Here is a 15,226-nt window from a genome sequence, read left to right on the forward strand (position 1 = left end):
GTGTAAGCTTATGCTCTTTTGGCCTGTTTTAGCGCAAGCCACGCAGCGAGAATACTGGCGATGGTTAATGTAAATGTAAAATTACGAACAGCATCTACATGCTGATACATCGTTGCAGGCAGCCACGGGTAGATGTCATATGTATAATCCATTGTATCGTTCAGCAGTGTCCATAGACCTGCCACGATTAATGCCAACCAACGGAACCCAAAGAACCGTACAAAGATCAGCGCTTCAATCGCCATTGCACTGTGGGAAGCAATTAACATCCAGTCTTGCCAATGCTGCGTGCCTCCTTGAGCCCAGCCTGCAAAAATAATGGATACGGCCCATACCCCATATTTCACAGAGGTTACAACCGCAAGAGCCTGAATGACATGTCCGATCCGCTGAAGAACTACCGACTTGACCGGATACAACACCCACAAAAGAGCTAAAGTAAAAAACAGACTTGCTGTCGGACTGTCTGGTACAAATACGATCTGCCATGCAGGCTGCTGCGCTAGCGTCAGTTTCATCTGCTCGCCATACCAGATATAGCCGTATACTGTGCCTAGCGCATTACACCAGAATAAAAGCCATAGGAAGTACCGATTGGTCAGAAATTCCTTGCTCCAAAAAAACGATAAAGCCACGTGCACTGCACCTTCTTTCTTCTTGCTTCACTCATTCTTAAATTCTTAAATCCTCAATTGCTAACTCAATACCACGTTTTCTCCAAAAGACTTCAAAAAAACCTGACCGCATTACGATCAGGTTTTCTCATTAATTCGATTTTACTGTTCCGCTTTCTGTTTCGCAAGCCATTCAGCCAGATGAGTAATCTCCTCATCCGTTACACCTTGGGCTATGGCTTGCTCATACATTGGAGGCATTCCATTATAACCGTCTTTAATAATCGTCACAATCTCCTCTTGGCTATGCTTATCGCCGACGCCTCGAAGTGAAGGTGCGTTCCCTTGGCCTTTCATATCAGCTGCGTGACAGCCAATACAGCCGGCCTTTTTGTACGTTTCCATTGCAGGATTATCCTTGTCAACAATCGCAACTTCTTCCTTCTGTCCTGGTGCATTTGAAGTAGGTAACCCTTGTTCATGTTTCTCCAAGGCTTCCTCTTCCCGCTGAATATGCTCTGGCTTCTGACCCGTCGCTTCAAGCTCATGCTTATAGTGAGTCCAGGCTACGTTTGTCAGATAGAACACTGAAATTATGGACAGCATCATTAAAGAAGAAGCAATAGGACGTTTGTAGAATCGACGTTCTTTTCCCGTATCCAGGAAGGGAGCCAGAAGCAAAGCTCCAAATGCAACGCCGCTAACACCCAATACGCCGAGTAGAACATAATCTCCGGATGCATATGGGTATTTCAGATACTGATAGAGAAAAAGAAAGTACCAGTCCGGCATCGGAATAACTGATGCACTTGGATTGGCCGGATAACCGAGAGGTGCAGGTTCAGAGATGGTCAACACTAGAATGCCGACCAATACAACGACACCAACCATCCACTCCTTCAGCAAGAAGTTAGGAATAAAAGCTTCTGATTTGCCGGGGTAAGCCGTATAGTCGGGCGGAGTAATAAACCCCGAACCTTTGCGAACCCGTGAATCACCGACAAAGATAATCTTTTCCTCATCCTTATTCTTGTGCCCGTGAGCCATTACGTTTCCTCCCTTCTTTGGTTTATAGTGGTCCGGAAATGCCTTGTCTGCGGATCATAATAAAGTGTCCGACCAGAAGCACCAGAAGTACCGCAGGGAGGAAGAAAACGTGCAATGCGAAGAACCTTGTTAGTGTCTGAGCGCCAACGATTGTTCCCCCTTGCAGGAATTCTTTGATAATCGGTCCAAGCCAAGGTACGGTGTTGGCAATCTCCAGTGTTACTTTTGTCGCAAAATAAGCTTTGTTATCCCAAGGCAACAAATATCCTGTCAGACCCAGACCCAGCATGACGAAGAAAATCAGCATGCCGACAACCCAGTTCATCTCACGCGGAGCCTTGTAAGAGCCTGTAAAGAAAACACGCATCGTATGTAAAAACATCATGACGATAACCAGACTGGCTCCCCAATGGTGCATACCACGTACTATCTGACCGAAAGCTACTTTCGTTTGCAAATACTCAACACTTGCATAAGCATTAATAATATCGGGTACATAATACATCGTCAGGAACATGCCTGACAAAATCTGAATTACCGTGATAAAGAACGTCAATCCGCCAAAACAGTATACGAATGCGGAAAAATGATGAGCCGGGTTAACGTGCTCTGGCACCTCATGATCCGCAACGTCCCGCCAGATTGGCGTGATGTCAAGACGTTCATCAATCCAGTCATAGACATTTTTAAACATCTACATTCACGCCTCCTATTTCACTCGGGTGTTCGGAACAATCTCGCCAAGATAAACCCAACCTTGTTCTTCCTTGACCACATATTCATCCAGCGGTTTCGGGGCTACGGCAAGATTCTTCCCTTCCTTGTCATAGTGCGCGCCGTGGCAAGGGCAATGATACTCATTCGGGTAATTCTTGTCGCTATTCCAGCCCACTGTACATCCCAAATGTTTACAGATAGGTGAAAGCGCATAAATTTTACCTTGTTCATCCTTGCGAATCCAGGCCACAAGCGAGGCATTACTCAAATACCAGCCGTCTTGCTGTTTCAATTCAAACGTAAATTCTTGAGGTTCATTTGTAATTTTGCTGATTTCAGCTACTTTGACAGAGGCTCCTTCTCCCTTATGCTGTAAAATGGGGTCCACCGCAAAACGGACCATAGGAAGAATTGCACCGGCGGCCATGTAGGCTGTAGCTCCACCAAGCGTGTACGTCAAAAACTGCCTGCGAGACATTTCCATTCTGCTTGGCGGTTTAATCGAGGCTTCGTGCTGGTCATGCTCACTGCTCATACTGTCTCCAACCCCCTTTTTCAGCCAACTCTCTCAATCGGTTTCATTTTCAGAAATTCCACGACTTACTAGAACATACATAATCATATAGTAGCCCTAGAACACCGTCAAGAATTTGTCACACATTTTTAAGCTTCTGGTGTAAGCGTTATTAAAAACTGTTGGAAATTTGTCACATTTGTCATCAAGACGTCACTTTTTCCATAGATTTCGTATACATTCCCCAACATATTGAGCAATATCCTTGTTTTCCATGTTCTGAAGGAGATCTTTGTGACTTAAAATCAAGTCCGCATTGGAAACTTCTACGCCTTCAAATGACCCATCTGCTGTCATAATAACCACATATTTGAATCCCGAAGCTTTAAGTTCAGCTGATAAGGTATTTAATGTCATTGACATTTCCGTACTACTATAATGATATGCTGGGTAGGTCATAATCCTTCCTTTAAAAGGAATCTCGACCATATCCAAAAAATCTCGCAACCGCTCCAGCGCTTCCGTTGCTTCAACCGGTGATAGCTTACCACTCATAGCCGTGAATGGAACGAGGCATGTATCCAGATAGAGTTGCAGTTCAGCCCAGCTGTCTTGATTCATCTCACTGAATTTCAATTCCCTATATCCCCTTCCTATCCATTTTATGCCTATATTATATATGAGCATGTGGTATAAAGCCAGATTTCATTTTGTTTTTTGGAAACGTATATTAAAAAAAGGAACACGCGGCAGCGCATTCCTTCTTCATCAAGCTTTAATTCTATATGATCCGTCATTGATCTGTTAATTAATCGTCCTCAGTTCATCCGTAAGACTCCGGAAAGCTACTTCGTCTCCGGTCGCCAACGCTTTGTCGATCTCCAAATAAAGCTTCTCACTCCGCTGTTTGCGAAGCGCCTCGTCCCAAACCATCTCAGCTGCCAGCCCCAACATGACTTCATACGTAACTTTCATTTTATCCAATAGGATGCACCTCCAAAACGGATTTAAGAGCTCCTATATTCTCTTCCTTTGTCCACATAACCCAGTGCAGTTCTGGACATCCGCTGCAGATCAGCTTCAGTCAGTTCACGAATCACTCTTGCGGGCGTACCCAAAGCGAGAGTATAGGGCGGAATTTTACTATTCTCAGTCACCACAGAACCGGCTCCAATCAGTGAATACTCACCAATTTCAGCGCCATTAAGTATAATGGCTCCCATGCCAATCAGCGCTCCCGTTCCAATGATACAACCATGAATGATTGCAGCATGTCCTACAGAGACCTCATCTCCCAGTATGAGAGGTTGATTGGTGTTCACATGTCCTACAGCATTATCTTGAATATTGCAGCGCTTTCCAATCTTAATAGGTGCCAAATCAGCTCGAAGGACTGCATTGAACCAAACAGAAGACTCTTCCCCCATCTGCAGATCACCTATCAATTTCGAACCTTCAGCTATATATATTGAAGGATGTAACTGTGGTTTTATACCATTGTATGGAATTATCATTCATATCACTCCTTCATTTTGGGAGTGATTGTAGCAACTTGTCCTTCACTTGTCAAACGCAATTGGTATAACCTCAGTTGAGAGAGATCGACAAGATGCGGCAAGCCTGGAACCCCAAGTCGTCATCTGCACTGTCTTGCCTTGGTCATGCTCACCTGTTCGTATTAACCCTAGATGAAGCATCATTTTGATGATCCGCTTGTTATAAATGTCTTCTGGATCATCATAGTAGAAAGGCTGAATAAAAGGACCTATTTGCTCGAACAGTGATTCCATCGTCGACCACTCGCCGGCACATTCACCTGTCCAATACACAATCGAGGTCAGATTTGGAACAGCACCTTTATACAGTCTTAACCAAAACCGAAACAACTGCATCATTTCGGCTGCATTCTCGGCATTCAGCTTGTCTTCACCAGCCGCCGTCAGTCTGAGCAAGTTCTGCTCTTCACGAATGAACCGGTGATGATAGGCGTAATCATACAACAATGCAAAACGGTCAGGGTAATCCTTGAAAGAGCGACCATACCCAAAGCGCCATCCGGCTCTGCCTACCAGTTCCTCAGAAATATACAGATGCTCCATCAGCTGTTGCTGAGATCGACGGTACATCATGCCTTCCGCATTCACCGCTATCTCATGTTGCTGTACAAACTTCAGGAACAACTTCAGATCGTCCGCCATCAGATGATATTCCTCCCGATACATGGAAGGCTCTGTTGTTTTGACAATACCTGCTCGTAAATGAGTTGATAGTACATCTCTAAACCTTAGCTTCAAATCTTCTGGAACCCGGTAGAGATATCTTGTTTGCTGTGTAGTACCATTGAAGAGCCAACCGCTCTTGGTAAAGCGAATGATCAGATCTCGTGGATTCGTACCTGTCTCACTCTCCTTTTTATCCATCGATTGGCGGGCTATGGCGATGAGCTCCTCCATGCCAAAATATTGGCGTGGATCAAATAACAAGTTGTTCAGAAAACGTTGATCTGCTCGATCCAATTGTCGCACTTGCTGCTCAAAGAAAGGTTTACTGCCCAATGTCGTGAGGATGCTCTGGATGAGTTCATGTTTGGAGTTGGGCTTGCATTCGCATTGATAGTAGTCTGCAATTCGGTTAAGCTGACCAATATCAGCAAAAGTCAGCATATCTGCTAGATTCATGGGTTCATCGCCTCGCCCGTTCACAGTTTACAGGCTGCTGATTAAGGCCTGAAACCATGTGGTTTTGTATACAGGGTTGACGGATTCTGCACAATCTAAACCTTATTTTTGCATTTTTTTTGTTTTACACCATCATATGCTTCCAATTATTCAAACAGAAGAAAAAGAGTACGATAGAGTCTCTACCCGCCATTCATTCTCGTAGATCAAGGCAAATAGTATAAAAAAAAACAACCTGAGTATTGTTCACTCAGATTGTTCGGCAGCTTCCATAGACAGATGTTGTGTGCAGTTGTATAAAATCGGAATCCAGTCACCTTGTTCTTTTTCCAAAACGGTCAGCGACAGGTTCCCTATTCTTTCGTTGTATTGGTCTTGAAATAACGCAGCTAACAGGTTAGCAAGAAAAGCACCGTGCGTCACGATAAGTACATTTTGCTCAGCGTATGCAGACCATAGGTCCTTCAAAAAAGCTAGTGCTCGCACTTGAATGTCCTTGATTTGCTCTTGCCCCAGATCAAGTGTATCCCAAGATTCCCCCCAGCGAGCAACTCTCTCATCTGAAGTGAGGCCCTCTACCTGACCAAAACCTCTTTCTTTCAGTCGTGCGTCTGGCTCAAGCATAGGTACATGAAGCATCCGTGAAAGAATCTCACCTGTCTCTTGTGCCCTAGATAAACCACTCGTCACAATATAATCCCAATGGTAATCGTCAGACTGCAGTCGTATACCAAGCCGCTCCGCTTGATTTCGACCTACCTCATTCAACGGAATATCAGTCTGACCCTGTATACGGCCAGCCGCGTTCCAATCTGTGAGACCATGACGAACAAGTCCAATTCGCACGTCTATCCCTCATTTCTCCTTAGGCAAACGCAGGTTGTCTACCCTACGCACGCACACCTTGTTTCCGTTTATTCGTTGACCTATGCATGCGTCCAAGTGAAAATAAAGCCATCCCGATGGCAAGCAGTGATAGAGCCATCCAGTACTGCGGATAAGCTGGACTCATACTTACAACAAAAGGTTCAATGATGCTCCCTTGGTCTGCCTGCGGAATGTTGTACTTGTATAATCCTGAGGATGACGATGTACTTCCGGCAACCCCAGTTTCAAGTATGCCCGTTGTCATGGCATTGGATTTTTCAGCCTCAGATACCTCTGGCTTAAACATCGCCATGTACAAGAAACTGCATAAAAAAATGGCCAGGAACGCCGCAATCCACAAAGACATATGTTTACGGATCACGGCAGAGAAACGATTAACCTTCGCCTCTTCAGGCAATAACCATGGGGACTCCATGTAAATCCGGTCCATCACGTTTCGGTTGACTCTCTCTGCCTGCTGTTCTGTCACTGGAACCGGAATACTATGCAGTAATATCTGGGCTTCCTCCCAGACGTCAAACTGCTCAGAACACTCTTCACAACCAGCGAGATGTGCTTTAAACGCAATTCGCTGCGGATGAGAGTCCGGCAAATCCCAGACCAGTGCAAACAGTTCCTGGGCTTCATTGCAATTCATCGGTTCTTCATCCCTTCATATGGCTCGTACATCGGCTCGAAGAAATAAGGCTCCAACTGTGTTTTCACGCTTGATCTTGCCCTGAATAACAGTGATTTTACAGAACTGACGCTCTGTCCTAATATACCCGCAATTTCCTGGTAGTCTAGCTGGTCATACTCACGAAGTATAATCGCAGAGCGTTGCTTCTCTGGCAGATTGTTAATCGCATCCCTTACAAGCATGACACGCTCGCTGCGTAGTACAGCATGTTCCGGTGCATTCTCCATAGGAGCCACCGGAACTACACCGCTCTCTTCGAGCGGAACATTTCCACTACGCTGTTTGCGGAGCTCACTCAATACTGTATTTCTCGCAATCGTGTATAACCACGTGGAGAATGAAGCGTCCACCTCACGGAAAGAATGTAAACTTCGGAACGCCTTGTAGAATGTCTCAGAACAAAGATCCTCTGCCAGCAGCTCCATATTGGAACTTTTCAACATATGATATACGAAAGCCAGTATTTTACGCTGATAACGACTCATCAGCTCGGAATATAACTCCACGTTACCTTCCTTGATCTCTCGAATCAACTGGGAATCCGTCATTTGAGTGCGACCCCTCCTCGCCCATCCATGTGCTTCTCCCCGTTCGACTCTATGCATATATTACCGAACAGGCATTAAAAAGTTGCGGTTTTGACCGCATAAAAAAGGCGTACAGCGCCAATAAAGGCCCTTCCGCCAAATTCCCCTATGTAATGGCAATTTCCCCAACGTTTTTACATAACAGTAACATTGTACAACGGTCTGCATCCTCCTGGCAAATCCATTGCTATCCACTTTTACCCGATTTGACATTCATATGCGACTAGATTCGTTGTCATGACTTCTTGAAAGAGCTTATTAAAAAGCCTTATATCCTATAGACGTAACAAGTCTCAAAAAGGTTACAAAAATGATATGATTTTTTTATAAAAATTTTATTTTTGTAACTTTATAAGCTCGTTTAACAAATATATTTTCTTTTTAGACAAAAAAAAAGACCGCTTTCATAAGCGGCCATTGCTCACGTGGAGCAATACAGTTATTGGATAGGAGTGGAGAGAAACCATACTGTACTTTTATTATATGTATCCGTTTTCATTTTGTCAACACTTTGATTACATTTATTTGTAATGTTAGATTACGCCGTACGCCGTGCGCATGATCTCCATCTTTTTTATGATCTGATTAAAACAATTTATACTGAATTAACACAAAAAAAAGAGGGCAACCGCCCTCTTTCCTTGCCTAAACCCAGACTTGATATCCGAGAGAATCCAGCAATGTCTTCGCCCGTTCCATGTCCTCTTCCTGACGAAATGACAAACGCATGATCCCCGGCACATCTACCCGATTTTCGATAATTTCCAGGTTGCTCAAGTTGATGTCGTTCGCTCCAAGCTCTGTTGCAATTTTGCCAATCATACCCGGAGCATCCTGCACATCTGTATAGAGATCGAATAAAGGTGAGATCATACCCTTGCGTCGCTCAGGCAGAACGCTACGGAACTCGCGTGCTTGACGGAACACCTTCTCAATGCCTTCACCATTTTGTTGTTCCAACATAGCGGTAAATGACATCATCTGATCGTTCCAATCCTTCAGCAGTTCCAGCAAAACTCCCCGGTTGCTAAGCAAAATGTCTCTCCATACAATAGCGTCACTGGATGCAATCCGTGTAATATCTCGAAAACCGCCTGCTGCTAGCATCTTATAGAGTGGATTCGTTTCATTGTACTCACGTACCTGGTTCACGAGAGCAACGGCGATAACATGAGGCAGATGACTGATTGCCCCAACAATATCGTCATGGAGCAAAGGCTCTACTCGAACAATCTGGGCACGGGTATGTGCCAACAGATCGGACAAGCGACGGTAAGCCTCCTCAGGCACTTGCGCGGACGGAGTAAGGACATAATAGGCATTTTCAAATAATACGGCAGAGGCTGCGTCCACACCTGCCCGTTCCGAGCCTGCCATCGGATGTCCACCTATAAAATAGGCATCGGTAAGTTGCACATGCTCTGCACAAGCTGCAATCGTTGCTTTTGTACTGCCAACATCTGTAATGATACAGCCTTTTTTCAGTGGCAATCGGGATAATTGTTTCAAATAAGATTCAAGTAGACCAACAGGCACACACAAAAAAATGAAGTCGGCATCCTGCACCGCTTCTTCCAGAGAGAGGGTCGCAGCATCCACAACCCCGCTGGCTATGTACTTGTCCTTTAATTCTTCCAAATGTGCGTAACCCACCACGGTGATCCCTGGCTTGCCTTTAAAGCAAAGCGCAAGTGAACCGCCGATGAGCCCGACACCAATCATAGCAATTTTTAATGTCATTGATCCTCACTCTTTCCATCGCCAGTATTAAGGGCGGGCTGACTCACTCTCTGCCAGTGTGTTCTCCAGTGCTGCTATAAAAGCACGATTCTGCTCCGCCGTCCCCACAGACACACGAATATAAGTTGGATAGACGTGAAAGCCCGAGCGCACGATAATGCCCTGTTTAAGCAAGGACTGAAACGCTGTGAGGGAAGGCATATTTACATCAACCAAAATGAAATTCCCTTGTGATGAGAAATAACGTAAGCCAAGTCGGGAAAATTCATTCTGCAGCCATTCCCGATCTGCGGCATTACGCTGAGAACACTCCTGTACAAATGCCTGATCCTGGAGAGCAGCTTTGGCCGCAACTTGCCCAAAACGGGAGGTATTAAACGGTTCACGTACACGGTTAATCAGATCAATGACCTCTGGACGGGCAATACCGTATCCAATACGAAGAGATGCCAAACCGTAAATTTTAGAAAACGTGCGCAACACGACCAGATTCGGGTAACGATCAATCAGTGGAATGCTTTGTGGATAAGCTTCATCCGTGACGAATTCATAATAAGCCTCATCCAGTACAACCATCACTTGGGAAGGCACCTGATCCATAAAAGTGATCAGATCCTGTTCAGTAACAATCGTACCTGTAGGGTTATTCGGATTGCATATCCAGACAGCTTTGGTTTTGTCATTGATTTCCGCCAGCATGGCTGGAAGATCATGGGTTCCATTTTTCAAAGGCACCTCAATCGTTACTGCACCTTCAATGTCTGCATTGCTCTTATATACGGAGAAGGTCTGATCCGCCATAATGGTTTCATCCCCAGGGAGGAAAAAAGCTCGAGTAATCAGCGCTATAATCTCATCGGACCCACATCCAAAAATCAGATTGCTTCGCTCTACTCCCAAATGTTCAGCAAGTACTTCCGTCAGTTCAACAGAACTTCCATCAGGATAGACGCTGACGTTAGCCATTTCCTTCGTAATTGCTTCAAGTGCAGCAGGCGAACTGCCGTACGGATTCTCATTGGAGGCCAGCTTGATGACTTGCTCCAGCCCCAGCTCTCGTTTCACTTCTTCTATCGGTTTGCCCGGCTTATACACGGGGAGATCAACAATCTGGGATTTCGGTTTCAACTTGACCGCCTCCTATTGTTCAAAATTACAGTTCGTCTGAACTTGGTTATCCTTTTAATTGTGCCACAAAGTTACGAATTTGCAACAGTCCCGCTTCACGAGTAGCCTCATTTTCAAGGAGCGGAAGGGCCTCTTCGACCTGCCGTACAATGGCACTTCCAACGATAACACCGTCACAGATACGGGAGAAACGAGCGACCTGTTCGTGACTGGAGATACCAAATCCTATGGCAACAGGCAGGTCAGTCAAGCTTTTTACCGTTTCAATAAATTTTTCTACTCCATCAAAAAATGATGCACGTTCGCCGGTTACACCGAGGGATGAAACACAGTAGATAAACCCGCGCGCTCCGGAGAGAATCTGCTCCATTCTTGCGTTCGATGTAGGAGCAACGAGCGGCACTAAATGAACTCCAGCCTCATCGCAACGGCGACGTATATCTGCTGCCTCCTCAATCGGCAAGTCCGGGATAATTATACCGCTGATATCGTGTTTGACCAACTCGTCAAAGAAAACATCGAGCCCCGTTTGGAGTACCGGATTGTAATACGTGAACAGAACAAAAGGTATTTTCACACCTTCCTCACGCGCTTTGACTGCAATATCCATCACGGTATGAATGGTAATTTGACTTTTTAATGCGCGCTCAGAAGCACGTTGAATGACAGGACCGTCGGCCAAGGGATCAGAGTAGGGGACACCCAGTTCCAGGATGTCGGCTCCGGCCTGTTCAAGTGTCTTGATGATATCAATGGTGGTATCCACATCCGGATCACCAGCAGTAAGAAAAGGCATGAGTGCCGTGCGATTTTGTTCCTTTAGTCGCTGGAAGGTTTGGTCCATCAGATTCATTACAAGTTCCCTCCCGTATATTTCATAATCGATTCCACATCTTTATCTCCACGTCCAGAAAGACAGATGACAACAACATCATCCGCTGTCAGTTCAGGTGCCAGCTTTACGACCTGAGCAACCGCGTGAGCGGACTCCAGCGCTGGTATTATGCCTTCTGTGCGGCTTAATAGTTGCAGAGCATCCAGTGCTTCCTGATCCGTAATCGGAACATATTGCGCTCGTTTAATATCTTTCAGATAAGAATGCTCTGGTCCCACTCCCGGGTAATCCAGACCTGCAGAGATGGAATGTGCCGGTTGCACCTGTCCGTATTCATCTTGCAACAGATAACTCATAGAACCTTGAAACACACCATGTGTACCTTTGGTCATCGTTGCCGCATGGTAATCGGTATCCACACCTTTACCTGCCGCTTCAACACCGACCAATTTTACATCCTGATCACCGATAAAAGGATAGAACATACCAATCGCATTACTTCCGCCACCAACAGCCGCTACAATAACATCCGGCAATCGTCCTTCGATCTCCTGAATCTGACGGCGTGTCTCATCCCCAATCACACGTTGGAAATTTCGCACCATCATTGGATATGGGTGTGGCCCAACAACAGATCCCAGTACATAAAATGTATCTTCTACGTTGCTAACCCAGTAACGAAGTGCTTCGTTACCCGCATCCTTCAATGTACGGGTTCCTGATGTCACCGGAATGACTTCTGCTCCGAGCAATTTCATTCGAAAAACGTTTAGTTGCTGACGCTCGGTATCTTCCTCGCCCATAAACACTTTGCACTCCAGCCCGAGTAACGCGGCTACTGTCGCTGTCGCAACACCATGTTGCCCGGCACCAGTTTCCGCAATCACTTTCTTTTTGCCCATCCGTTTGGCAAGTAGTCCTTGTCCAATCGCATTGTTAATTTTATGTGCACCGGTATGATTCAAGTCTTCGCGTTTTAAATAGATTTTGGGTCCACCCAGATGACGGGACAATTGCTCTGCGTGATAAAGCGGTGTCTCCCGTCCAGAATATTCACTCAGCAAGTAATTCAGTTCCTTGTTAAACTCTTCATCTACAGAGAAGCGGCTGTATGCTTCTTCTAGTTCAATTAGTGCGTTCATTAATGTTTCAGGAACAAAACGGCCTCCAAAGGTACCGAAACGTCCATGTTGGTCTGGCAATTGATGCGTCATGCCTGCTTCACCCTTTCTACAAATGCTTTGATTTTAGTGATATCTTTAAGACCCTCTGTCTCAACGCCGCTTGATACATCTACACCATAAGGTCTGTATGTTTGTAGTAATTCCTGTACATTATCGACTGCAAGCCCGCCTGCAACAAACATCGAAATACGATGTTGATGAGCCCATTCAGCATAGGCAGGTATACGATCCCAGGCAAATGTTTTGCCTGAACCCCCACCATATAACGGATCAAACGTATCGAGCAATATTGTATCTACGCATCCCACGTAGGTATCCAACTTCTGCAATGCAATTTCGTCCTGATTGTGCGCCGTTTCGTCTTTCGAGAAAGAAACCGCCTTGAATACATCCACATTCCATTTTTCTTTCACCTGTTGGCAAAATTCAGCACGTTCCTGACCATGCAGTTGGATGACATCCAGATACACGGTTTCCATCACATGCTCCAGTTCTTCCATCGTCGGATTCACGAACACACCTGCAAGCTTCGGACGCTCATTCACTGACCACTCGAACAACACCGATTTCAATTCAGCTGCCTGTTCAGGAGTAATACGGCGGCGAGAGTTAGCAAATACAACACCAATATAATCCACAGGCAAGTTTATCATAGATTTTAGCACTTCAACGTCCTGAAGTCCACATATTTTTACGGCCGCTGGCTGTACAGTTCCTTGTTCAAAGGAACCATTGCCTGAATCATCATATTTAGCATTGCTCATTGTTTAGGCCCCATCAGATCATAGACAGCAGCTTCAACATCGTCTTTGCGCATCAGATGTTCACCAACCAAAATGCCGTGTACACCTGCTTCTATCAAGGGTTTCGTAGACTCCGCACCATTGATTCCACTCTCGCTGATCAGTGTTACGCCAGATGGGATTAACGCCATTAGATCCAGGGTCGTGTTTAGACTGGTTTCGAATGTTTTGAGATTCCGGTTATTAATACCAACCAGTGTCGCCTCCGGAATCTCCAGCACCGTTTCCAGTTCAGTACGATCATGAACTTCGATCAACGCATCCAGTCCGATGCTTTTAGCAAAATCCAGATATTGCCGAATCTGCTGTGGTGTGAGAATGCTAGCTATTAACAAAACAGCATCGGCCCCGAGCAATCTAGCTTCAGCGATCTGTTTCTCGTCAATAATAAAATCCTTACGCAACAGTGGGATGTTAACGGCTTGATGAACAGCCTTCAAATATTCGTTACTGCCTTGAAAATAGGAGACATCCGTCAGGACGGAGATGCAGTCAGCTCCCGCGCGCTCATATGCAGAAGCAATATCGACGGGGTGAAAATCAGGACGGATCAACCCTTTCGACGGGGAAGCCTTCTTCACTTCGGCAATCAACCCCAATCTCCGATTACGTCTACTCGATAATGCCTGTTCAAATCCCCGTGTACCTGGTAATTGTTCAATTTTTTCCATGGCTTCTTTCATGTTAAAAGACTCTGCTAGAACCTGCATTTCTTTATGTTTTGTTGCTACAATTCGATCAAGATACATGATTGTACGCCTCCGTTGTATGAATTAACTGCTCGAGTTTACTCGCCGCTTTACCTGAGTCTACTGCTTCAGCAGCAAGTTTGACACCTTCTGCAATGCTGTCTGCCAGCCCGGATACATAAATGCATGCTCCTGCATTCAACAGCACGACTTCCCGATAAGCACTGCGCTCGCCCTGGAAGATTCGATGTATAATTTCGGCGTTCTGTGCTGCATCTCCTCCAAGCACTGCTTCAAGTGGATGTAGAGACAGGCCCACATCTCGCGGATCTAGATCATAGGTCTGTACTTCACCATTACGCAGCTCAGAAACTTGAGTAGGCGCAGAGATACTAATTTCATCCAGTCCATCATGACTGGCAACGACCAGCGCTCGTTTCAAACCAAGACGGCTAAGCACTTCTGCAATAACTGGTGTTCGTGATCGGTCATACAGACCGAGGAGCTGTCGATCTGCTCCCGCAGGATTCGTTAATGGGCCGAGCATGTTGAAAATGGTTCGTACGCCAAGTTCCTTTCTAGGTGCAGCTGCATGGCGCATGGAGGGATGATAGACCTGGGCAAAGCAGAAGCAGATGCCGATCTCATCCAGACACTGTCTGGCCTGCTCTCCATTCAAGTGAATATTAACCCCAAGCGCCTCCAATACATCTGCGCTGCCTGCTTTACCTGAGGCGGAACGATTGCCGTGTTTAGCGACTCGCACGGATACAGCTGACGCAATAATTGCGGATGCCGTACTAATGTTAAATTTGTGAATACCTGATCCGCCAGTTCCGCACGTATCCAGCAAACCTCTGCCATCTGTCAGAATTCGTCCGCCCTGCCCGCGCATAGCCTGAGCGAAACCAGTAATCTCTTCTACCGTTTCCCCTTTCATACGTAGCCCCATCAACAACCCACCGATTTGAGCAGGAGTAGCTTCACCCTTCATGATTGAATACATGAGTTCACGCGCCTCTTCCTGCTCCAAATGACGGCCTTCTAAAATTTTTGCAAGCCCTTGCTTCATTCCTTCTTGATGCGAAATCAGCGGTTTAGTCAGTACGCTTTCGTTATTTAT

At 45.7% G+C, this 15,226-nt stretch carries 18 protein-coding genes; all 18 read right to left on the reverse strand.

The window, feature by feature from the left end; translation table 11 throughout:
* Positions 1-8: 8 nt before the first annotated feature.
* Positions 9-635 (reverse strand): DUF1405 domain-containing protein, encoded by a 627-nt coding sequence (locus PQG66_RS08505; RefSeq protein ID WP_272037264.1) that lies wholly within the window; start codon positions 633-635, stop codon positions 9-11.
* Between the two features lie 141 nt (positions 636-776).
* Positions 777-1,661 carry a menaquinol-cytochrome c reductase cytochrome b/c subunit gene (locus PQG66_RS08510; protein ID WP_272037265.1) on the reverse strand — a complete coding sequence of 295 codons (885 nt, stop codon included), beginning with the start codon at positions 1,659-1,661 and terminating at the stop codon, positions 777-779.
* 22 nt (positions 1,662-1,683) lie between these two features.
* Complete coding sequence (gene qcrB, locus PQG66_RS08515; protein WP_017687726.1) at positions 1,684-2,355, reverse strand: menaquinol-cytochrome c reductase cytochrome b subunit; 672 nt, start codon at positions 2,353-2,355, stop codon at positions 1,684-1,686.
* Positions 2,356-2,370: 15 nt separating this feature from the next.
* Positions 2,371-2,913, reverse strand: a complete 543-nt coding sequence (locus PQG66_RS08520; RefSeq protein ID WP_272037266.1) for a QcrA and Rieske domain-containing protein — start codon at positions 2,911-2,913, stop codon at positions 2,371-2,373.
* Positions 2,914-3,105: 192 nt separating this feature from the next.
* Entirely contained in the window at positions 3,106-3,513 is a 408-nt protein-coding gene (locus tag PQG66_RS08525; protein WP_272037267.1) for a DUF2487 family protein, read from the reverse strand.
* Between the two features lie 183 nt (positions 3,514-3,696).
* Positions 3,697-3,876 (reverse strand): IDEAL domain-containing protein, encoded by a 180-nt coding sequence (locus PQG66_RS08530; protein WP_017687723.1) that lies wholly within the window; start codon positions 3,874-3,876, stop codon positions 3,697-3,699.
* A gap of 23 nt (positions 3,877-3,899) precedes the next feature.
* Positions 3,900-4,406, reverse strand: coding sequence for a gamma carbonic anhydrase family protein (locus tag PQG66_RS08535; RefSeq protein ID WP_272037268.1), 507 nt, complete (start codon positions 4,404-4,406; stop codon positions 3,900-3,902).
* 45 nt (positions 4,407-4,451) lie between these two features.
* Positions 4,452-5,570, reverse strand: a complete 1,119-nt coding sequence (locus PQG66_RS08540; protein WP_272037269.1) for a hypothetical protein — start codon at positions 5,568-5,570, stop codon at positions 4,452-4,454.
* Between the two features lie 246 nt (positions 5,571-5,816).
* On the reverse strand, positions 5,817-6,416 hold the full coding sequence (locus tag PQG66_RS08545) for a histidine phosphatase family protein (RefSeq protein ID WP_272037270.1): 600 nt from the start codon (positions 6,414-6,416) through the stop codon (positions 5,817-5,819).
* A 43-nt stretch (positions 6,417-6,459) separates the two neighbouring features.
* Entirely contained in the window at positions 6,460-7,095 is a 636-nt protein-coding gene (locus PQG66_RS08550) for an anti-sigma factor family protein (protein ID WP_272037271.1), read from the reverse strand.
* Complete coding sequence (locus tag PQG66_RS08555) at positions 7,092-7,685, reverse strand: RNA polymerase sigma factor (RefSeq protein ID WP_090917194.1); 594 nt, start codon at positions 7,683-7,685, stop codon at positions 7,092-7,094. Before PQG66_RS08555 ends, PQG66_RS08550 begins: the two co-directional genes overlap by 4 nt.
* A gap of 684 nt (positions 7,686-8,369) precedes the next feature.
* A complete protein-coding gene (locus PQG66_RS08560) occupies positions 8,370-9,464 on the reverse strand; it encodes a prephenate dehydrogenase (RefSeq protein WP_272037272.1) in 1,095 nt (364 codons plus the stop codon).
* A gap of 27 nt (positions 9,465-9,491) precedes the next feature.
* Positions 9,492-10,592: a histidinol-phosphate transaminase gene (gene hisC, locus PQG66_RS08565; protein ID WP_272037273.1), complete on the reverse strand. Its 1,101-nt coding sequence runs from the start codon at positions 10,590-10,592 to the stop codon at positions 9,492-9,494.
* Between the two features lie 46 nt (positions 10,593-10,638).
* On the reverse strand, positions 10,639-11,445 hold the full coding sequence (gene trpA, locus PQG66_RS08570) for a tryptophan synthase subunit alpha (RefSeq protein ID WP_272037274.1): 807 nt from the start codon (positions 11,443-11,445) through the stop codon (positions 10,639-10,641).
* Complete coding sequence (gene trpB / locus PQG66_RS08575; RefSeq protein ID WP_272037275.1) at positions 11,445-12,641, reverse strand: tryptophan synthase subunit beta; 1,197 nt, start codon at positions 12,639-12,641, stop codon at positions 11,445-11,447. The genes trpA and trpB overlap by 1 nt, the downstream gene beginning before the upstream one ends.
* The gene (locus tag PQG66_RS08580) at positions 12,638-13,375 is read right to left on the reverse strand and encodes a phosphoribosylanthranilate isomerase (RefSeq protein ID WP_272037276.1); all 738 of its coding nucleotides are present in this window, start codon (positions 13,373-13,375) and stop codon (positions 12,638-12,640) included. Before PQG66_RS08580 ends, trpB begins: the two co-directional genes overlap by 4 nt.
* The gene (trpC, locus tag PQG66_RS08585; protein ID WP_272037277.1) at positions 13,372-14,163 is read right to left on the reverse strand and encodes an indole-3-glycerol phosphate synthase TrpC; all 792 of its coding nucleotides are present in this window, start codon (positions 14,161-14,163) and stop codon (positions 13,372-13,374) included. The genes PQG66_RS08580 and trpC overlap by 4 nt, the downstream gene beginning before the upstream one ends.
* A complete protein-coding gene (trpD, locus tag PQG66_RS08590; protein WP_442955086.1) occupies positions 14,153-15,175 on the reverse strand; it encodes an anthranilate phosphoribosyltransferase in 1,023 nt (340 codons plus the stop codon). Before trpD ends, trpC begins: the two co-directional genes overlap by 11 nt.
* Positions 15,176-15,226: the final 51 nt, after the last annotated feature.

The sequence above is a fragment of the Paenibacillus sp. JJ-100 genome, from assembly GCF_948329825.1.
Taxonomy (GTDB): domain Bacteria; phylum Bacillota; class Bacilli; order Paenibacillales; family Paenibacillaceae; genus Paenibacillus.

What these genes read in the sequence shown, in the direction of transcription:
- PQG66_RS08580 (WP_272037276.1), bottom strand. Translation starts at nt 13,375, where the DNA reads ATGAGCAATGCTAAATATGATGATTCAGGCAATGGTTCCTTTGAACAA.
- qcrB (WP_017687726.1), bottom strand. Translation starts at nt 2,355, where the DNA reads ATGTTTAAAAATGTCTATGACTGGATTGATGAACGTCTTGACATCACG.
- trpD (WP_442955086.1), bottom strand. Translation starts at nt 15,175, where the DNA reads ATGAAGCAAGGGCTTGCAAAAATTTTAGAAGGCCGTCATTTGGAGCAG.
- PQG66_RS08550 (WP_272037271.1), bottom strand. Translation starts at nt 7,095, where the DNA reads ATGAATTGCAATGAAGCCCAGGAACTGTTTGCACTGGTCTGGGATTTG.
- PQG66_RS08560 (WP_272037272.1), bottom strand. Translation starts at nt 9,464, where the DNA reads ATGACATTAAAAATTGCTATGATTGGTGTCGGGCTCATCGGCGGTTCA.
- PQG66_RS08525 (WP_272037267.1), bottom strand. Translation starts at nt 3,513, where the DNA reads ATGAATCAAGACAGCTGGGCTGAACTGCAACTCTATCTGGATACATGC.
- trpC (WP_272037277.1), bottom strand. Translation starts at nt 14,163, where the DNA reads ATGTATCTTGATCGAATTGTAGCAACAAAACATAAAGAAATGCAGGTT.
- PQG66_RS08555 (WP_090917194.1), bottom strand. Translation starts at nt 7,685, where the DNA reads ATGACGGATTCCCAGTTGATTCGAGAGATCAAGGAAGGTAACGTGGAG.
- trpA (WP_272037274.1), bottom strand. Translation starts at nt 11,445, where the DNA reads ATGAATCTGATGGACCAAACCTTCCAGCGACTAAAGGAACAAAATCGC.
- PQG66_RS08520 (WP_272037266.1), bottom strand. Translation starts at nt 2,913, where the DNA reads ATGAGCAGTGAGCATGACCAGCACGAAGCCTCGATTAAACCGCCAAGC.
- PQG66_RS08510 (WP_272037265.1), bottom strand. Translation starts at nt 1,661, where the DNA reads ATGGCTCACGGGCACAAGAATAAGGATGAGGAAAAGATTATCTTTGTC.
- PQG66_RS08540 (WP_272037269.1), bottom strand. Translation starts at nt 5,570, where the DNA reads ATGAATCTAGCAGATATGCTGACTTTTGCTGATATTGGTCAGCTTAAC.
- trpB (WP_272037275.1), bottom strand. Translation starts at nt 12,641, where the DNA reads ATGACGCATCAATTGCCAGACCAACATGGACGTTTCGGTACCTTTGGA.
- PQG66_RS08535 (WP_272037268.1), bottom strand. Translation starts at nt 4,406, where the DNA reads ATGATAATTCCATACAATGGTATAAAACCACAGTTACATCCTTCAATA.